Source organism: Pseudomonas sp. CGJS7, from assembly GCF_036961695.1.
In genome coordinates, this window is sequence record NZ_JBAMDI010000023.1 from 84,035 (window position 1) to 102,683 (window position 18,649).

Annotated in this window: 14 protein-coding genes; 8 read left to right on the forward strand and 6 right to left on the reverse strand. The window is 68.2% G+C overall.

Annotated features, from left to right (window positions below; genetic code table 11):
* Positions 1-31 precede the first annotated feature (31 nt).
* From V7787_RS16380 to V7787_RS16400, 5 genes are all read left to right on the forward strand, one after another.
* Positions 32-976: a lysozyme inhibitor LprI family protein gene (locus tag V7787_RS16380; protein ID WP_336088659.1), complete on the forward strand. Its 945-nt coding sequence runs from the start codon at positions 32-34 to the stop codon at positions 974-976.
* 43 nt (positions 977-1,019) lie between these two features.
* Entirely contained in the window at positions 1,020-3,773 is a 2,754-nt protein-coding gene (locus V7787_RS16385; RefSeq protein ID WP_336088660.1) for a peptidoglycan-binding protein, read from the forward strand.
* Between the two features lie 276 nt (positions 3,774-4,049).
* Positions 4,050-4,250 carry a hypothetical protein gene (locus V7787_RS16390; RefSeq protein ID WP_336088661.1) on the forward strand — a complete coding sequence of 67 codons (201 nt, stop codon included), beginning with the start codon at positions 4,050-4,052 and terminating at the stop codon, positions 4,248-4,250.
* Positions 4,251-4,424: 174 nt separating this feature from the next.
* Positions 4,425-5,081 carry a TetR/AcrR family transcriptional regulator gene (locus tag V7787_RS16395; protein WP_336088662.1) on the forward strand — a complete coding sequence of 219 codons (657 nt, stop codon included), beginning with the start codon at positions 4,425-4,427 and terminating at the stop codon, positions 5,079-5,081.
* A complete protein-coding gene (locus tag V7787_RS16400; RefSeq protein WP_336088663.1) occupies positions 5,078-7,636 on the forward strand; it encodes a PEP/pyruvate-binding domain-containing protein in 2,559 nt (852 codons plus the stop codon). The genes V7787_RS16395 and V7787_RS16400 overlap by 4 nt, the downstream gene beginning before the upstream one ends.
* A 31-nt stretch (positions 7,637-7,667) precedes the next feature.
* Here the strand turns inward: V7787_RS16400 and V7787_RS16405 are convergent, their stop codons facing one another.
* Positions 7,668-8,693, reverse strand: a complete 1,026-nt coding sequence (locus V7787_RS16405; RefSeq protein WP_336088664.1) for a TraB/GumN family protein — start codon at positions 8,691-8,693, stop codon at positions 7,668-7,670.
* Between the two features lie 284 nt (positions 8,694-8,977).
* Here V7787_RS16405 and V7787_RS16410 point away from each other — a divergent pair, with 284 nt between their 5' ends.
* Genes V7787_RS16410 through V7787_RS16420 form a run of 3 tightly spaced genes read left to right on the forward strand, consistent with a single transcriptional unit; the run spans position 8,978 to position 11,334 of the window.
* Positions 8,978-9,394 carry a hypothetical protein gene (locus V7787_RS16410; protein ID WP_442965316.1) on the forward strand — a complete coding sequence of 139 codons (417 nt, stop codon included), beginning with the start codon at positions 8,978-8,980 and terminating at the stop codon, positions 9,392-9,394.
* A 10-nt stretch (positions 9,395-9,404) separates the two neighbouring features.
* On the forward strand, positions 9,405-10,988 hold the full coding sequence (locus V7787_RS16415; protein ID WP_336088665.1) for a PepSY-associated TM helix domain-containing protein: 1,584 nt from the start codon (positions 9,405-9,407) through the stop codon (positions 10,986-10,988).
* 13 nt (positions 10,989-11,001) lie between these two features.
* Positions 11,002-11,334 (forward strand): DUF3325 domain-containing protein, encoded by a 333-nt coding sequence (locus V7787_RS16420; protein WP_336088666.1) that lies wholly within the window; start codon positions 11,002-11,004, stop codon positions 11,332-11,334.
* 208 nt (positions 11,335-11,542) lie between these two features.
* Here the strand turns inward: V7787_RS16420 and dxs are convergent, their stop codons facing one another.
* The 5 genes from dxs to V7787_RS16445 form a co-directional block, all read right to left on the reverse strand.
* On the reverse strand, positions 11,543-13,459 hold the full coding sequence (dxs, locus tag V7787_RS16425; RefSeq protein WP_336088667.1) for a 1-deoxy-D-xylulose-5-phosphate synthase: 1,917 nt from the start codon (positions 13,457-13,459) through the stop codon (positions 11,543-11,545).
* Between the two features lie 239 nt (positions 13,460-13,698).
* Entirely contained in the window at positions 13,699-14,937 is a 1,239-nt protein-coding gene (locus V7787_RS16430; RefSeq protein ID WP_336088668.1) for a hypothetical protein, read from the reverse strand.
* A gap of 139 nt (positions 14,938-15,076) precedes the next feature.
* Complete coding sequence (locus V7787_RS16435) at positions 15,077-15,736, reverse strand: HNH endonuclease (RefSeq protein WP_336088669.1); 660 nt, start codon at positions 15,734-15,736, stop codon at positions 15,077-15,079.
* Between the two features lie 373 nt (positions 15,737-16,109).
* Positions 16,110-17,900 (reverse strand): acyl-CoA dehydrogenase C-terminal domain-containing protein, encoded by a 1,791-nt coding sequence (locus tag V7787_RS16440; RefSeq protein ID WP_336088670.1) that lies wholly within the window; start codon positions 17,898-17,900, stop codon positions 16,110-16,112.
* Positions 17,901-18,012: 112 nt separating this feature from the next.
* On the reverse strand, positions 18,013-18,495 hold the full coding sequence (locus V7787_RS16445) for an LEA type 2 family protein (RefSeq protein WP_336088671.1): 483 nt from the start codon (positions 18,493-18,495) through the stop codon (positions 18,013-18,015).
* Positions 18,496-18,649 lie beyond the last annotated feature (154 nt).

An 18,649-nucleotide genomic window follows, 5' to 3' on the forward strand; every position in this document is an offset into this window, starting at 1 on the left:
CCGCGTCGCATCTCTGGGGTGACCGCCGCTCATGATTCCGCTCAACCGCTCCCGCGTGTGCTCGCCCCTGTGGCTCGGCATCCTCGCCAGCGCCACCTTCGCGCTGGCCGCGTGCGATTCCTCCAAGCCCGCGACCGCCGCCGCCGCGGCGCCTGCGTCCGGCACGGCTTCGGCGATCGCCTGCCCGTCGCAGGATCTGAAGACCTTCGTCGCCGCCTTCGCCGAGGATCCGGCGCTGCAGAAGGCTTTCACCGCCGAAACCGTGGACACCGCCTTCGACGACCTGACCGCGATGCCCGAGCCGGCCGAATCGGTCGAGGCGCTGCCGCGCTCGAAGCTGCAGTTCCCGGTTATGCCCAATCGCGCGCAGCAGGCCAAGGAAGGGCTGAAGTTCCGCGAGATGTCGCCCGAAGGCGACCGCGCCGTCGTCATCCTCGAGGTGCCCGACACCGACGCGAACCTGCGCTACACCTTCCGCCGCGACCGTTGCTGGACCCTGATCAAGATCGTCGACCCTGCCTTCGGCAAGGCGTTTCCGGGGCAGGCGCCGGCCAAGCCGGTGGCGCGCACCGATACCGCCGCGAGCGCCAGCGCCAGCGCGCCGCAGCCGGCTGCGGACGGCAGCTACCGCGCGCCCAAGGGCCTGAGCGCGGAGTTCGCCGCGTGCATGCAGCGCGCCGGCTCGCAAACCATCGCCAGCGCCGAATGCCTGACCGCCGAGCGCAGCCGCCAGGACGCGCGCTTGAACAAGGTCTACAAGCAACTGATCGGCACGTTGCAAGGCGAACGCCGCAATCAGATCGTGGAAGCGCAACGCGTGTGGGTGCAATTGCAACAGAAGGACGGTGCGTTCGAAGCCTCGGTGTTCGATGAGCTCGGGCCGCTGGGAAATCTGCAATCGGTCGAATCCGAAGCGCTCAGCATCAGCGAAAGAGCCGATCGCCTGGAAACGTATCTGGAACTGGCGAAGCTCTGATCCTTTCGTTCCCTCTCTGTCGTCCGATCTCAAGGATTGAATCATGGCGAACATCGATACCCGGAATTTGAATGCCCTGGCCGGCGCGGTGTATTTCACCGTCGGTCGCGGCACGGAAGGCGGCTCGGCGTCGTACCGGCTGTCGGTGGCCGGCGTCAGCAACAGCGAGTGGGGCCAGGTCTCGGCGGTGGCGGCCAACAGCGGCTACAGCATCGGCACCATCCAGGTCGATCTGGGCCAGCGCGGCACCTGGCCGCTGGGGGCGACCGAGAGCCGCGCGCTGCGGCCCGGAGAAACCACCTATGTGGACGGGATCATCGCCCAGGCTTCGGCTTACGCCCGCGCCCACAATCTGCCGTTCCCTCGCGATACCGCAGACTTGCGCGCCGATCTGCTCAGTCACGGCGACGGCGGGGTGACCCGCGGCGGCAGCCGGCGTTCTTCGATCAGTTTCATCGACGCTTCCACCCGCGACACCATCAACGCCTGGGCGGGATCGGAGCAGGGCAAGCAATGGATTCACGAGAAGGTCGACTATCCGCAAGTCCGCAGCGCCACCGAGACGGCGCTGAACATCGTCAACACCCACGGCCGCAACATTTCCGAGGATCGCCGTTTCGAGGCGATCAACATCCTGGCCAAGACCGCCAATCAGTACCCGGGCGGCCTGGACAGATTGCAGACCGTGCTGCGCAACGGCGGCGACTACGATGCCTTGCTCGATGAGGCCAAGGCGATCCAGGGGCGGGTCTCGTACTACGCCGGTCCCAAGGCGGCGTCGGTCGCGGAGGGCTACGAAAACAACTACAACAATCCGGCCCGGCAGCCGGCGATGGATCGCGCGCATGCGCGCGTGTCCAGCGCCAATTACAACCCGGCCAACGAACGCAACGATCCCGACGTCAGCGCCGCCTTGGCCGCGCTTCCCAGCGGCGCGCCGCGCCGGGCCGCGGCCAATACCACGCTGGAGTTGGGCGAGAGCGGCCGCGAGGTGCGCAAGCTCGAATCTAATCTGGCCGGCCTGGGCATCAACGACAACCAGAGCCGGCCGCTGACGGTGGACGGCAATTTCAGCGCCGAGACCAAGCAGGCGGTGGAGAACTATCAGCGCGGCGCGCGGCTGGAACCGGTGGACGGCCGCGCCGGCCCGCAGACCTTGGGTTCGATCGATCGGACCGTGCGCGGCTTGCAGCAGAATCTGACCACGCTTGAGATCACCCGCGCCAACGGCCAGCCGGTCGGCGTGGACGGTTATTACGGCGACGGCACCCGCGAAGCGGTGGTCAAGTTCCAGCAAACCCATGGGCTCAATCCCAGCGGTATCGCCGATGAGGCGACCCGGACCGCGATCGATGCGGCGGTGCGCGAGCGCACTCAAGGCCAGACCCAGACTCAGCCGCAGCCGGGCGCGCAGACCACCCAGCCTCAACCCGCGCAAACCGCACCGTCGCAGCCTGCGCCCGCGCAGACTCAGCCGGGGCAGCCGACGCAGCCGGCACCGGCCGAGCAAGCCAGCGGCCCGCGCTCGTTCAACGAAGTGATGCGGGTGATGCTGCCGCCGCAGAACGGCGTCAACCCGCACATGACCAGCGATTTCGGCCCGCGCACGCTCAACGGCAGGCCCGACGATCACGGCGGCGTGGATTTCAACTACGTCGGCGGGCAAAGCGGCATCAACCTGCGCCATCCGACCGTGCATTCGCCGGTCAGCGGCACGGTGGTGTTTTCCGGCGGCGGCTACAACACCGTCGGCATCCGCGACGACCAGGGCAACGTCCACCAGATCCTGCATCTGGATTCGCGTTCGGTGCAGGTGACCAACCCGCCCACGCGCGTACAGGCCGGCGATCCCATCGGCACCATGGGCGGCGAAGTTCCGGGCAACCGCGACATCGCCCAGCACGTGCATTACCAATTGCGCGATCCCAATAACCGGATCATCGATCCGGAAGCCTATTGGAACAATCAGCAGCGCGCCCAGGGTCCGGCGGCTCCGGCGGCCGATCCGCTGAGCGATGGACGTCTGCAACGCAACGAGCGCGGCGAGCCGGTGCGCGCGTTGCAGCAGAATCTGGAAACGCTCGGCGTGCAGTTCCACGACGCGCGCGGGCAGCGCATCGCCGCGACCGGTTTCTACGGTCAGCAAACCGAAACCGCGGTGCGCGATTTCCAGCGTTCGCATCAGCTCGATCCCACCGGCGTGGCCGATGCCGCCACCCGTCAGGCGATCGAAACCGCCGCGCGCGAACGCACTCAGGCCGCACCCACGCGCGCCGTGCCGGGCGAGCAGCCGCATTCGCACTCGCACGAACATCCGCACCCGCAAGCGCCGGCCGCGAATCCGCAGCAGCCGGGCAACCAAACCCGACCGGTTCCGGGCAATGTCGGCGGCCCAGAGTTGCTGACCAATCCGCAGAATCCGAACAATCCCTTGTTCAATCAGATTCTCGGCAAGGTCCACGAGGCCGAGCGCGCGCGCGGCATTCCGCCGGGCGATCACAGCCGCAACCTCGCCGCCGCGCTCACTGTCGAAGCCGTGCGCGAACGCATCACTCAGCCCGAGCGGGTCGAGCTGAGCCGCGACGGATCGCTGGCGCGCGTGGTCCAACTCAGTGCGATGGGCGACCGGCCCGAGTTGAACCGCGCCACCGACGGCATCGGCACCCAGCAGGCGGTGCAGCAATCGGTGCGCGAAAGCAGCGAGCAGGCCACGCAGGTGTCCAACAACGTGCGCGCGCAGGACGCCAACGATCAGCGCCAGCGCGAGGAGCGTCCGGAGAAGGCGATGTCTCAGTAAGCGCCGCAAGCGCATATTCGGCATCGGCGAAGCCCCGCATCCGCGGGGCTTTCGCTTGTTGGCGTCCGCGATCGCGGTTCGATCGGATCATCGGGAATTTCGTCAGGTCGGCGGATGCACGCGCGCCAGCCGAACGCCGCGCTCGGACGAAGATTTTCGCGCTGCCCCCGCGCAATCGCAGCCCGTGCGAACCCCTCCGGCGACAATAACGCCTGGCCAACCAACGGGCCCGACCCCGGGCCGGCAGGGCAGGATGCCGGCATTGCGAGCAAGCCCATGACCCCGACTCCTTTGGAAAAGACCGGCGAGTTCGAGCGCACCGACAACGGTTGGGTGCTCAAGTTCTGGATTCGCGAGGACGCTGGACTGCGTCTGCGTCACGAAGTGTTCGACGACACCCCGGCGTTGCTGCGCCGGATCTACGAAGTGTTCGGCCGCGACGCCAAGCCGATCGTCTCGCCGCGCATCGCCGCCTGACCCTCGCCGCGCTCGTGCGCTTGCAACGGCCCGCCCTGATCCGGCGGGCCGTTTGCGTTGTGGCGACGGGGCTGGGCAGGGGGATCGATCGGGGTCGAGGTAGGGCAGATCGATGCTTGCGTTAAAAATTGAACGACGTATAAAATTGTCCATAGTTCATATTTAGGCTTCGGCATGATCCCGCCAATCCCCGATCCCGACCCCGGCCGGCGCGAACGCAAGCGCCAGCAAACCCTGGACCACCTGGCCGCGACCGCGTTCGCCCTGTTCGAACGCCAGGGGTTCGACGCGGTGACCATGGAGCAGATCGCGGCCGAGGCCGATGTCGCCAAGGGCACGCTCTACAACCACTTCCCGGTCAAGGAAGCGCTGCTGGCGCACCAGTTCCATGGCGAGATCGCCCGCGGCGCGCAAGGTCTGGCCGCCAGCCTGGCCGAGCGCGAGAGCTTCGTGGCGCGGCTGTCGGGCTGGCTGCAGGTGTCCGCGGACTGGTGCCAGAGCCGGCGCCCGTATCTGCCGCATTACCTGCGGTTCCGCTTCATGAGCCTGGACGCGCGGACCCGCGGCCGCGATCCGTCGCGCAGCGGCATGGAGCGCTTGTTCCAGGCCCTGATCGAGGCCGCGCAGGGCGCGGGGGAAGTGCGCGCCGACCTGCCGGCGGAGCATTTGGCCGCGCTGCTGCAGCACCTGTACCTGGGCGCGTTGATGCGCTGGGTCGCGGTGGACGACGACGCCTCGCAGGAGCGCTCTCAGACGCGCCTGGAGAACGAGTTCGCCGCGGTGGTGGACTTGTTCGTCCACGGCGCCGGGCGCGCGCAGGAACGCGCATGAGCGCGCTGCTGGACTGGGCGCAGGCGGCCGAGGCCGGCGCGGCGCGCGCCGGCGGCAAAGGCTGGCAGCTCGGGCGCATGGCGCGGCTCGGCATCGCCGTGCCCGAAGGTTTCGTGATCGGCGCCGAGGCCAGCCAGGGCCGCCGCCGCGGCGATCCGGTGCCGGCGGACTTGCTGCAACGGCTGGACGAAGAATTGCGGCGTCGCGGTTGGCACGAGCGCGCATTGGCGGTGCGTTCCTCCGCGCCGCAGGAAGACTCCGAACGCGCGTCGTTCGCCGGCATCCACCGTTCCTGCCTCAACGTGCGCGGCGCCGCAGCCCTGGCGCAAGCGGTGGCGGAGGTGTGGGACTCCGCGCACGACAGCGCCGCCGCCGCGTATCGCGAGCGCTTCGGCTTCGCCGCCGACGACACCGCGATGGCGGTGGTGGTGATGCCGCTGTTGCCGGCGGTGGCCTCGGGCGTGGCGTTCACCTGCGATCCGATGAGCGGACGCGAGGACCGGGTAACGATCAACGCGCATTGGGGCCTGGGCGAGGCGATGGTCGGCGGGATCGCCGACGCCGACGAATACCGCTTGCGCACCGGCCGCATCGACGGCCGCCCCGAACTGCTGGAACAACGCATCGGCGCCAAGCTGCGCCACAGCCGCGCGCGCGAAGACGGCGGCACCGAACTGGCCGACACCCCGGCGCAGCAAGCCGCCAGCGCGGTGCTGCAACCGGCGCAGGCGGTGCAGATCGCGAGCCTGGCGCTGGACGCCGCGCGCGCGCTGGATTTCGCCCGGCCGCATTTCGACATCGAGTGGGTGTGGGACGGGGCGCGGGTGTGGATCGTGCAAGCGCGGCCGGTGACCGCCGCGGCGCGGCATACCTATCCGGCGCTGCAGCGTCAGCCGACCTGGTGGACGCGCGGCAACACCCGCGAAATCCTGCCCGAACCGTTGTCGGCGCTGGATTGGTCGGTGTACGCGATCGCCGCCGACCGCATGCTCACGCTCGGCTACGAACTCGGCGGCTATCCGGTGCTGGCCGGCGTGCCGCACACGGCGCTGCATCGCGGGCGGGTGTACTTGAACGCCTCGCTGATCCAGTGGGAAGGTTTCGACGCTTACGGCATCGCGCCCAAGGCGATGAACGGATTGCTCGGCGGCAGCCAGGACGAAATCGCGGTGCCGCCGCCGACCTGGCGCGACCGCCTGCGCCGCGGCGCTCGCTTGCTGCGCTACATGCGCCGCGCCGGCAAGCAGCGGCGCGCGGCCGCGGCCGATTTGATCCGGGCGCGCGAACAAGCGCGGCAGTGGCGCGAGCAGGATCTTTCCCTGGGCACGCGCGGGCTGGCCGAACTGTTGCGCCGGCAGCTGGCCCAGGTGCGCGGCGCGGACGCGCTGTTTTTCCTGCAAGGATCGGCCGGCGGCACCCTGACCAGCCTGGTCGATCTGATCGACAAGCAGTGCCCGGGCGAAGGTCATGCGCTGACGGCGGCATTGATGGCCGGCGGCGAACCTAGTGTCACCGCGCAACAGGGCTACGACTTGATGGCGCTGGCGCACACGGCCGCGGGCGATGCCCAGGCGCAAGCGTGGTTGCGCGATCCGGCCCGCGCCGACGCGCAATGGCGCGAGCGCTTGCCCGCGGCCAGCGCTTTCCGGCGCGAGTTCGAAGCCTTTCTCGAACGCTACGGCCATCGCGCGATCGGCGAAAGCTATCTGCGCAATCCGCGTTGGCGCGAACAGCCGGGCTATCTGCTGGACATGGCCTTAAGCCTGCACGACAGCGACCCGATCGCGTTGCGCCGCCGTCAGGGCGAGTTCTCAGAGCAGGCGTGGCAGCGGCTGCGCGAATCCATGCCGGCGTGGCAGCGGCCCTTGCTGCGCCATCTGGCGCGCAGCGCGGCCAACGATTGCAATCAGCGCGAGGCCGCGCGCAGTGCGTTGATGGCGTACTTCGAAGCCTTGCGCCGCACCGCGCTGGCGTTGGGCGCGCGACTGGTCGAGATCGGCGGATTGGACGCGGTCGAGCAGGTGTTCGAACTGACCGGCGAAGAGATTTGCGATGCGGCCGAAGGCCGATTGGCGCCGACGCACGTGCGGGCGCGGGCGCTGGAGCGGCGCGCGACGCGGCTGCAGTGGGCGAGTTCGGTCGAGACGGAATTGGTGGTCGAACACGGACAATGGGCCGACACCGCCAGCGTTGCCGAAGCGCCCTCATCCGATCGCGGCGACTCGGGCGGGCAGGTGTGGTCGGGCACGCCGATCGGCGCCGGACGGGTGCGCGGGCGGGTGCGGATCGTGCGCGATCCCGGCGACGGCGCGGCCTTGCAGCGCGGCGAGATTCTGCTCGCGGCGAGCACCGATCCTGCGTGGACGCCGCTGTTCCTCAAGGCCGGCGGATTGGTGATGGAGACCGGCGGATTCCTGTCGCACGGCGCGATCGTCGCGCGCGAGTTCGGCATCGCGGCGGTGGCGAATCTGCCCGGCATCCTCGGCCAATTGCGCGACGGCGAAACCGTCGAGGTCGATGGTTATCGCGGCGAGGTGCGCCGCGTCGCCGAGTGATCGGCGATGCGGGGCGCTATCGCGTTCCCGATCAGGGATCCTCGACCGTATACCCGGCCGCGCGCAGCTTATCGAGCAGCCCGCCGTTCTCCAGCAGATCCGCCACCGGCAAGGTGGCGAAGGTGCTGTTGTTCTTGGCGATCGCCGCCTCGGCGCGTTGCAGCCATTGCGCGGTCACGCGCTGGCGCAGGTCGCCGATGTTCAAGCGCTGGGCCACGCCGGTCGCGGCCAGCGCTTCCAGGCAGGTGCGGTACTGATCGCCCTGCGGCAACGCGCGCAAGGTGGCGATATCGCCGACCGCCCAGGCGTTGCCGCGCGCGCGCATCGATTCCAGATCGCCCTCGATTCGCGCCAGGGTCTTGGAAAAACATTCGCGGTCGTCCAGCGCGCTGGCGGAGAATTCCTTCAGCGTGGCCTTGGGGTCGTCGATCTTCAGCGTCACCCGCGCTTCGGTGATCGGCACGCCGTGGCGCTTGGCGGTCTTCTCCACCACCGGTTGCACCACGCCCTTCATGCTCATGCCCGATTGCTTGATCGCCGCTTCGTAGAGTTCCTGCGCGGCGAAGATCGGGCGCCATTTCTCCACCCCTCCGTCGCGGCCGATGTAGCGCGCCTTCAAGGTAGACCAGCGCGCGTACAGATCGGCCGGCACGACTTCGTCCAGGGTCTTGCCGTCGGGATTCTTGCGCGCCTTCAGCGCGGTCGGGATCAGCATCATGGTGCGCAGCACGCCCAACTCGGTGCCGAAGCTCACCGACGGCGGCGCGATCACTTCCTGCGATTCGGCGATGGTCGCCTCGACGTCGCGCGACAGCCAGGTCATGTCCTTGGGCAACGGGCTCAGGGTGCCGAGGATCCACAGCACATGGCCGCCGCGCATGATCTTCCACATGCCCGGGCCGGGCTGCTCGCCGGTGACCACCAGGGTGTCCAGGTCGCGGATATCGGCCGGCGGCGTGGCCGGTCCGGCGGCGCTCTGGGCAGGCGCGCTCTGCGCCGCCGCGGTGCCCGACAGGGCCGCGCTCAACAGCAGGGCGGTAACAAGTGCTCGACGCATCCGTGGCGCTCCTGGGGGCGGGCAGGCCGGGGCTTGGGCGGGAAGCCGGATCGTAGCCGGTCCGCGCCGAGGACTGTGTACTGGTCTGTAACCCGGCCGTTGCGGCAAGGCGATTGTGCGCGCCGCGACCCGTAAACGGCCGCACCAGCGCGCGGATGCGGCGTGACCAGGTTTGCAAATGAGAACTATTGCCAACTAGACTGGCAACCGTCCCGCCCGCGCGGGAGCCCGCCAACCCGGCAGGATGCCGCCCCGGCTTGGCCGCCCTTCGCTACCGATACCGCATGACCGAGACCCTCGCCAATCCGGCCGCCGCGTCCGCGCCTCCGAGCGCGCGCGCTTCGCAACGTCCGTCCGCCGGCGCCGCGCCCGCGCGCAAGCCGCGCGCGAAGCTGTCCTGGCGCTATCGCGGCGCGGTCGCGGTGCGCGCGTTCGCGGCGCTGGTGCTCGGTTATCTGCTGGCCTACGCCTCGACCGCGGTGCTGAGCATGGTGCTGCCGTTCGAGCGGGTCGACCGGGTGGTCGCGGCGAGTCTGCTCAGCTTTTTCATCTGGTGCGCGGCGGCGATGTACGCCTTCGCCGCGCGCAGCGCCTGGCGCGCGTGCTGGGCGCCCGCGCTGGCGACGGCGCTGTTGCTGGCGGCGGCGAAGTGGCTCGGCGCGGTCGCGTTGTTCTCCCCAGCTACGTTGCCGGCGGCGTGAGGAGCGCGCAATGAAGAACACCTTCTCGCAAGCGATGGCCTGGCTGCACACCTGGGCGGGGCTGACCATCGGCTGGCTGTTGTTCGTGATCTTCGTCGGCGGCACCATCGCCTGCTTCGACAAAGAGCTCACCCACTGGATGCAGCCGGCGCTGCACGGCCACGAGCGCAGCGGCGACAGCGTCAGCCTGACCCATGCGGTCGAGCAATTGCAGAAGGTCGCCAAGCCGCATCCGCATGCGTATTACGTCACCTTGCCGGGCGAGCGATCCAAGGCGCTGGAAGGCGGCGTGTACTACGACGTCGGTACGCCCGATCTGGTCACCCTGGATCCGGCCACCGGCGCCAAGATTCCCGAGACCGCCGGCGGCGAGTTCTTCTTCACCTTGCACTACAACCTGCACGCGGAAACCTGGGGCATGTACATCGTCGGCATCGCCGGCATGTTCATGCTGCTGGCGATCGTGACCGGCATCGTCATCCACAAGCGCATCTTCAAGGACTTCTTCACCTTCCGGCCGAAGAACGGCGGCCAGCGCGCCTGGCTGGACGGGCACAACCTCACCGGCGTGCTCGGCCTGCCGTTCCATTTGATGATCGCCTACACCGGCGTGGCGATCTTCGTCGCCAACTACATGCCGGCGGGTTTGTTCGCCGCCTACAACGGCGACGCGGAAAAATTCTTCGTCGAGGCCAGCGACAGCTACGAGCGCCCGGAAACGCACAAGCCGCTCAAGAGTATCTACCCGATCGACAAGCTGGTCGCCGACGCGCGCGCGCGCCTGGGCCAGCCGATCACCTGGGCCAGCGTGCACCATCCCGACGACACCAGCGCGACGATTTCCTTCGGCGGCGATCACAGCCGCGACGTGGCCTGGAATTTCAACTCGGTGTTCTACGACGCCGGCGACGGCAAGTTCCTGCACCAGTCCGGGCCGATGGCCGCCGGTTACAAGACCTACACCTTCATCGGCGGCATGCACATGGCGCAGTGGGGCGGAAGCGCCTTGCGTTGGCTGTATTTCGTCATGGGCATCGCCGGCTGCGTGATGATCGCCAGCGGCATGCAGGTGTGGGTGAACAAGCGCGCCAAGAAGATCGCCGAAGCCGGCAGCGCTTCGGGTTACGGCTTGGTCCAGGCTTTGAATCTGGGCGTGGTCGGCGGCATGCCGCTGGCGAGCGCGGCGATGGTGATCGCCAATCGTCTGATCCCGGCCGACGTGGCGGCGCGCGCGAGCGCGGAGATCACGGTGTTCTGCGCGGTGTGGATCGCGGCGAGCTTGTACGCGGCGATTCCGGCCGTGCACAAACGCGGCTGGGGCCAGTTCTTCGCCCTCAACGCGGTCGCGTTCGCGCTGATTCCGCTGGTCAATCTGGCGACCGCGCCGAACAGCCATCTGATCGCGACCATCGGCCGCGGCGATTGGAGCCTGGCCGCGGTCGATCTGACCGCGCTGGCGCTGGCGACGGGCTTCGCGCTGCTGGCGCGGCGTTCCTTCGCCAAGGCGCGGCAGCCGGCGCCGGAACGCAAGCCGCGGCGCGAACGCGCCGGCGGCGAGCACGGCGGACGCAATCCGGCGTTGGCGGACGGTTGAGGAGCGCGTAGCGATGCTTTGGTTGGGACTGTGTCTGGGCGTGGCGGCGTGGTGCTTGCTGAGCCTGGGATTGGAAAAACACCATCAGCAGGTGTTCGCCGGCGCATTCCGTCCGGCTCGCGCGCGCGCGTTGCGCGGCCTGGGTTGGGCATTGCTGGCGCTGGATTTCGGCTTGTTCGTCTACGCCTGGGGTTGGGCGCAAGGCCCGATCTTCTGGACCGCGGCGCTGATCGTGTCGGCGCTGGCGTGGACGTTGCTGATGACGATGGCGCCGAAGGCCAGCACCAAGGTGGCGGCGGCGGCGGTGTTGAGCGCGTTCGTGGCGATGCCGTTCTGGTTGGGCTGATTGGGCGCGATCGCGCTTTCGCCGTAGCCGAATTGGCGCGGTCGCGGCTTGCGCCGCTCCTACAGTCGCAAACGAACCGGCTGTAGCCCTTGTAGGAGCGGCGCAAGCCGCGACCGCGCAAACGCGACCACGGCGTAATCCATAACGAAAACGCCCGGCACGAAGCCGGGCGTTTTGTTTTGCATCGTGCGGCTCTCGACGCCGCGGATCAGCCCGCGGCCGACTGCGCCGGCTGCGCCGGCTGCGCCGCCAACTGCGGCCACCGCTTCAGCACCGAGGCGCGGATCGAGGCCGTATCCAGTCCTGCTTCGGCCAGCAATTGTTCGCGGCTGGCGTGGTGCTGGAATTCGTCCGGCAAGCCCAGGTGCAGGATCGGCAGCACGATGCCTTCGGCCGCCAGCAGTTCGGCCACGCCGCTGCCGGCGCCGCCGGCGACGACGTTGTCTTCCAGGGTCACCAAGCCTTCGTGGGTGTGCGCCAGTTCCAGGATCAGGCTGCGGTCCAGCGGTTTGACGAAGCGCATATTGACCACGGTCAGGCCGAGTTCGGCGGCCGCGGCTTCGGCGGCCGGGACGATCGCGCCGAACGCGAGCAGGGCGATGCGCGAGCCTTGCCGGCGCAGTTCGGCTTTGCCGATCGGCAGCGTGTCCAGGCCCGGCTGGATCGCCGTGCCGGGGCCGGTGCCGCGCGGATAACGCACCGCGGCTGGGCCTTCGTAGCGATGGCCGGTGCTGAGCATCTTGCGGCATTCGTCTTCGTCGGCCGGCGCCATCACCACCATGTTCGGCACGCAGCGCAGATACGACAGATCCAGGTTGCCGGCATGGGTGGCGCCGTCCGGGCCGACCACGCCGCCGCGATCGATCGCGAACAGCACGTCGAGGTTCTGGATGGCGACGTCGTGCACCAGTTGGTCGTAGCCGCGCTGCAGGAAGGTCGAGTAGATCGCCACCACCGGCTTGGCGCCTTCGCAGGCCATGCCCGCGGCCAGGGTCACCGCGTGTTGCTCGGCGATGGCGACGTCGAAGTAGCGCTGCGGATATTCCTTGCTGAAACGCACCAGGCCCGAGCCTTCGCGCATCGCCGGGGTGATGCCCATCAGGCGTTCGTCGGCGGCGGCCATGTCGCACAGCCATTCGCTGAAGATGTCGGTATAGGTGGGCTTCTTCGCGCCCGGCTTGCTGACCAGACCCTTTTCCGGATCGAACGGGCCGACCGCGTGATAACCGATCTGGTCGCCCTCGGCCAGTTCGAAGCCTTTGCCCTTGGTGGTGATGATGTGCAGCAGCTGCGGACCCTTCAGGCCCTTGAGCGTCTTCATCGCGCCGAGCAGGGCGGGCAGGTCGTGGCCGTCGATCGGGCCGGTGTAGTGGAAACCGACTTCCTCGAAGAACGTGGACGGCACGAACATGCCTTTCCAATGTTCTTCCCAGCGGCGCACGAACTTGGCCGCGGGCTTGCGCTTGTCGCCGAGCAGCTTCTTGCCGCTTTCGCGCAGCGCGTTGAGCGTGCGGCTGCCGGTGAGGCGGCCGAGCATCTTGGTCACGCCGCCGACGTTCTCGGAGATCGACATCTGGTTGTCGTTGAGGATCACCAGCAGGTTCGGTTCCGGATCGGCCATGCCGCCGGCGTGGGCCAGCGCTTCGAAGGCCATGCCCGCGGTCATCGCGCCGTCGCCGATCACCGCTACGATCTTGCGGTCGTCGTTCTTGCGCTGCGCGGCGATGGCCATGCCCAGCGCGGCCGAGATCGAAGTCGAGCTGTGGCCGACGCCGAAGGTGTCGTATTCGGATTCGTCGCGCTTGGGGAACGGCGCGACGCCGTCCTTCTGCTTGACGGTGTGGATCTCATCGCGGCGGCCGGTGAGGATCTTGTGCGGATAGCACTGGTGGCCGACGTCCCAGACCAGACGGTCGACCGGGGTTTCGTACAGCCAGTGCAGCGCCACGGTGAGCTCGATCACGCCCAGGCCGGCGCCGAAGTGTCCGCCGACCAGGGCGACTTGTTCGATCAGATAGGCGCGCAATTCATCCGCGATCGCCGGCAGTTCCTCTTCGGGAAAGCCGCGCAGATCGGCGGGGACCTGGATACGGGAAAGACGCGGGTAGCGCTGTGAATCGATCATCACGACCATCTGGCATTCAGCTAGTCGAGTATTGTCCTGCCCCAGTGTGAGGCGGGCAAGAAGTGTGACCGTTTGAAGTTCGGCCCGGGCCGCCGGCAAGCGCGGCTCAGGCATCGAACGGGGCTGAAATTACGCCAATTCGGGCCGATCTGCGCCGAACCGTGCCGAATACCGCCATTGGCCGGATTCCGGCACGCCGTCGCAACCTCGCGGCTGCGACGATCGGTCGCGCAGCCGGCTCAGCGGCCGCGCAGGCGCCCGAACAGGCCGCCGGACTTGGCCGGTTCGACCGGGGTCGGGTCGCCCTCGGGCTCGGCGAAACCGGTGGCCAGGTTGGCGTTGATGAAGTCGGCGACCTCGGCCTCGGTCACGCCGCTGGCTTCGGCGATTTCGGCGACCGTCGCCGGCGCCTTCATCATCACCGTGGCGATGCGGAAGTGCTTGGGGTATTCGCGCTCGGTCTGCGGCCACTTGGTCATGCGGTAGCGGCGATGCGGATCGTGGCCCGGCGCCAGCCGGCCGCGGCCGGCGAGCAGGTTGCCGAACCACACCAGCCGGGCCAGCGGCATCGGCGCGCCGAGCTGGGCCGCGGCGCTGTCCCACTGCGCCGCCGGCAGGATCTCGAATTCGGCCGGGGCGAAGCCGCGATCGAACAGGCCGGACAGCGGCTTGAGCGCGGCTGGGCCGTGGTACTTGCGATGATCGGCGTCGATCAGGATGCGTTCTTCGCCGCTGCCCACGCGCAACAGGCCGCGCAGACGGCCGGGCATCAGCCAGTCGAGCAGGCCGTCGCCGCTGAGGGTGATGGAAGGCGCCGAAGACGAAGCGGCGATGGCTCCTGCGTTCGGCGCCGGTGTCGGTGCCGGGGCTGCAGGCGCTTGCGCGACAGGTGCGGGAGCGACGGGCGTGGCGGCAGCGGGTGCGGCAGCAACGGGCGCGGGCGTGGCCGGCGCTGTCGAAACCTCAGCCGTCGGCGTCGCCGCGACGGGAGCGACCGCGGAAGTCGCCGCCTGCTGCGCCACCGCGGCCTTGGCCTGGGCCAGGTCGGTCTGCAGCAGTTCGACCACCACATCCGGCAGCGCCGCGGTCGGATCGGTGCTGGGTTGTTGCGGAATCTCCACCACCGCGGCCGGCGCCGTCGGCGCGGGCGCGGCGGCGGGCAGGGACTTGCCGTTCTGGACCGCGATTTCGCCGAGCAGGCGCACCAGCGAATCGGCGTTGAACGGGTGGGTCAACAGATAATCGGCCTGGGTGCGCTGGGCCGCGGTCAGCGCGACCACCGCCTTGCCCGAGGCGTGCAGACGCAGCCAGCTCATCGGGCCGTACATGCTGTCCATGTCGACGACGACGAAGTGGGCTTGTTGTTCCGGAACCAGGGTCCAGTGTCCGCCGAGTTGCGCATTGGCCACCTTGAAGGCGGTCTGCAAAGCAGACTCCGTCGCCGGGTCCATACCGGTCAGACCGAGGGTCAGAGGCATCTGGTCACATCCGAAAGTCGATGGCCAAGAGTGTCGGGGACGACACGATGGTCGTCAACGAGCGTTATTCGTCGCATTTGCGCGCATATCGGCACGTCGGATGTGGCTGGTCGCCACATACTGTGACGGCCTTCATGACTTAACCGCTGAGTCGCGCGTTCTTCGGCAACTGGTTTTTCAAGAACGCCATCTGGTCGGCCAGGATGTTCCTGTTCGACAGGATCAGATGTTCGACCCAACTGGGCCGATACGGTACCGCCAGCAGCGGCATGCCGGCCTGCTGCGGGGTGCGGTTGCCCTTGCGCGAGTTGCAGGCGAAGCAGGCGGCGACCACGTTCTCCCACAGGTCGCGGCCGCCCTTGGACACCGGCACCACGTGATCGCGGGTCAGGTGCGGGCGATGGAAGTCGTGGCCGCAGTACATGCACAGATGGCCGTCGCGGGCGAACAGCGCGGCGTTGGTGAGCGCGGGCGTGGGGTCGAGCGCGCCGGGACGGGCGTGTCCGCGCGCGGCGACGATGGGGTGCAGATCGAGCACGCTGCGCTCGCCGGTGAAACGGTTGATGCCGCCGTGCACCTGCAGGCAGGGATCGCCCAAGGTCCAGGCGACCGCGCCGCGCGCGTAGAGGCAGCTGGCTTCCTGCCAGTTCATCCAGTCGAGCACGCGGCCGTGCGCATCGAGCGACAACAGCCGCACCGAGTTCAATCGTTCCAGGGCGTTGCGAGGGACGGCGCGCGGGCCGGTCCAGGGCGAATAAGGATCGCCGACGCCGGAGGGGTCCGGCTCACGCTGAAGCATTTCAGCGTGGGTTCCGGTTCTGACCAGGCGGATCTTCGCTCTATCGGTCTCCATCGGGAAACCAGCTTATACCCTCTCGGTTACATTTTGTGTAGAGCGCCGTGCCGCCGGTCAGGGCATGAGCGGGGCGTGATGAGGGACGACGCTCGAATCGGCCCGATCGCTGTTGCCCCCAACGTAAAGCATTCCCCCCTTTGAAAAATGGGGGTAGGGGGGATTTGCTCTTGCTCTTGATCTCGCAAAACGAAGCGCTGGAACTTTGACTGGCGCGGGTTAAAAGCAAATCCCCCCTAACCCCCCTTTTTCAAAGGGGGGAATGCTTGCGTGAGGTGAGGGGCGATCGGGTGCTCTTTCGAATCCCGACTCTTCCCGCTCAGTCGCCGAAACTCTCCGCCGTCAGGCTCATCAACGGCGCCGTGCCGCTGTCGATCGCCGCCTTGTGCGCGAGCGTGCGCGGCAGGATCCGGCTGAAGTAGAAACGCGCGGTTTCGCGCTTGCCGTCCTTGAAGCTCTGGCTCTGATTCGACGCCTCGGCCGCGGCGACGCTGCGCGCCCACCAATAAGCCAGCGAGACATAGCCCGAGTAGAACAAGTAATCGTACGAAGCCGCGCCGACTTCGTCGGCATTGGCCGCGGCGCGCTTGCCGATGCTCATGGTCAGCTGCAGCCACTCGCCGGCGGCCTGGCGCAGCGGCGCGACGAATTCGGCCACCGCCGCGTTGTCCGCGTTTTCGGCGCAGAACGCTTCGATCTTCTTCAGCATCACCTGCAGGCCCGCGCCCTGCATCTGCATGACCTTGCGGCCGAGCAGGTCCAGCGCCTGGATGCCGGTGGTGCCTTCGTACAAGGTGGTGATGCGCGCGTCGCGGGCGAGTTGTTCCATGCCGTGCTCGGCGATGTAGCCGTGGCCGCCGAAACACTGCAGCGCGTGGTAGGTGCATTCCACGCCCCATTCGGTCAGGCAGGCCTTGACGATCGGGGTCATGAAACCGATCAGCGCATCGGCTTCGGCGCGTTCGCTTTCGTCCGGTGCGGCGTGGGCGATATCGACCTGCAACGCGGCGTCGTAACCCATCGCGCGGCCGCCTTCGACCAGCGCCTTGCAGGTCAGCAGCATGCGCCGCACGTCGGGGTGGACGATGATCGGATCGGCCGGCAGTTCCGGGAACTTGGTGCCCGACAGCGAGCGCATCTGCAAACGCTCGCGCGAGTAACGCAGCGCGTTCTGCAGTGCGCGATCGGACAGGCCCAGGCCTTGCAGGCCGACCGCGAGGCGGGCGGTGTTCATCATGGTGAACATCGCCATCAGGCCCTTGTTCGGCTGGCCGATCAGATAGCCCTGGGCGCCGTCGAAATTCATCACGCAGGTGGCCGAGCCGTGGATGCCCATCTTGTGCTCGAGGCTGCCGCAACGCACCGCGTTGGCGTCGCCGACCGAACCGTCGCGCGCGACCTTGACCTTGGGCACGATGAACAAGGAAATGCCCTTGCTGCCGGCCGGCGCGTCGGGCAGGCGCGCGAGCACCAGGTGGATGATGTTGTCGGTGAGGTCGTGGTCGCCGGCGGTGATGAAGATCTTGGTGCCGCTGATCGAATACGAGCCGTCGGCCTGCGGTTCGGCCTTGGTCTTCAGCAGACCCAGGTCGGTGCCGCAATGCGGTTCGGTCAGGCACATGGTGCCGGTCCAGCGGCCTTCCACCAGCGGCTTGAGGAAGACTTCCTGCTGCCACTCCTCGCCGTGGTGCAGCAGCGCTTCGGTGGCGCCGTGCGAGAGCAGCGGGAAGTTGCCCCAGGCCAGATTGGCCGCGTCGATCATTTCCTTGAGCGGCACGCCGGCGGCGTGCGGCAGGCCTTGGCCGCCGAACTTCACTTCCGCGGTGAGGCCCGACCAGCCGCCTTCGACGAACTGGGTGTAAGCCTGCTTGAAGCCCGGCGGCGTGGTGACCGCGCCGGTGGCCTTGTCGTGGCTGCAACCGATCTGATCGCCGACGCTGTTGAGCGGCGCGAGCACGGTTTCGTTGAAACGCGCGCCTTCCTCCAACACCGCATCGAGCGTGTCGCGGCTGGCGTCGGCGTAGCCCAGGCGCTGGAACTGCGCTTCGGCGCCGAGCACGTCGAACAGGACGAAACGCATGTCGGTGAGGGGGGCTTTATAAGTGCTCATGGCTGTCCGGGATTCGAGATTGGGGATTCGGGAGTGGATGAGGCGGCGGGCGGAACCGGAGGCTGGCGTTCGCTTGGGCGAATCGCCAATCCCGAATCCCGAATCGCGGCCGTCAGCGCATCACGCCGGGCAAGCCCGGCGCCGGGCTCAGCGCGCTGCTGCGCTCGATGTTGAAGACGCGTTGCTTGGTTTGATCGGGCGTGGCCGCGATCTCGCCCTTGAGGCTGTAGTTGAGGCTGCGGCCGCCGGCCAGGGCGTCGGCGATGGCGAGCTTGGCGGTGCCGCTGGGCTTGAGCGCGACGGTGACCACGTCGGCCGACTCCGGGCCGATCGACAAGGCCGGCTGCGCCTGCAATTGGCCGGCGCTGTCGTCGCCGAGCTTGAGCTGCAGGTCCAGGCGATCGAACTGCATCGGGATGCTGCTGAAGTTCTCGATCCGTACGTCCACCGACCAACTGCCGTCGGCGCGCACGGTCAGTTGCTGAATGCGCGCGGCCGGCTCGGACACGCGGCGCACCGGCCCGGATTTGCATGCGGCCAGCAGCGCGAACACCAGCGCCAGACCGAAGACCCGCACCCAGACCCCTGCTTTCATGCCGCCGCTCCGTATCGTTCGATGCCTTGGGAAGGCGAGGATACTACGGCGAATGGTGGCGCCGGCAGGGGCCGGATCGGTGGTTTTGCGACGGGGGTGGCCGGGGGCTGGGTTTGCCGCTGGGTCGGGGAGAGGGGCGTGGTGGTTCAGAGGG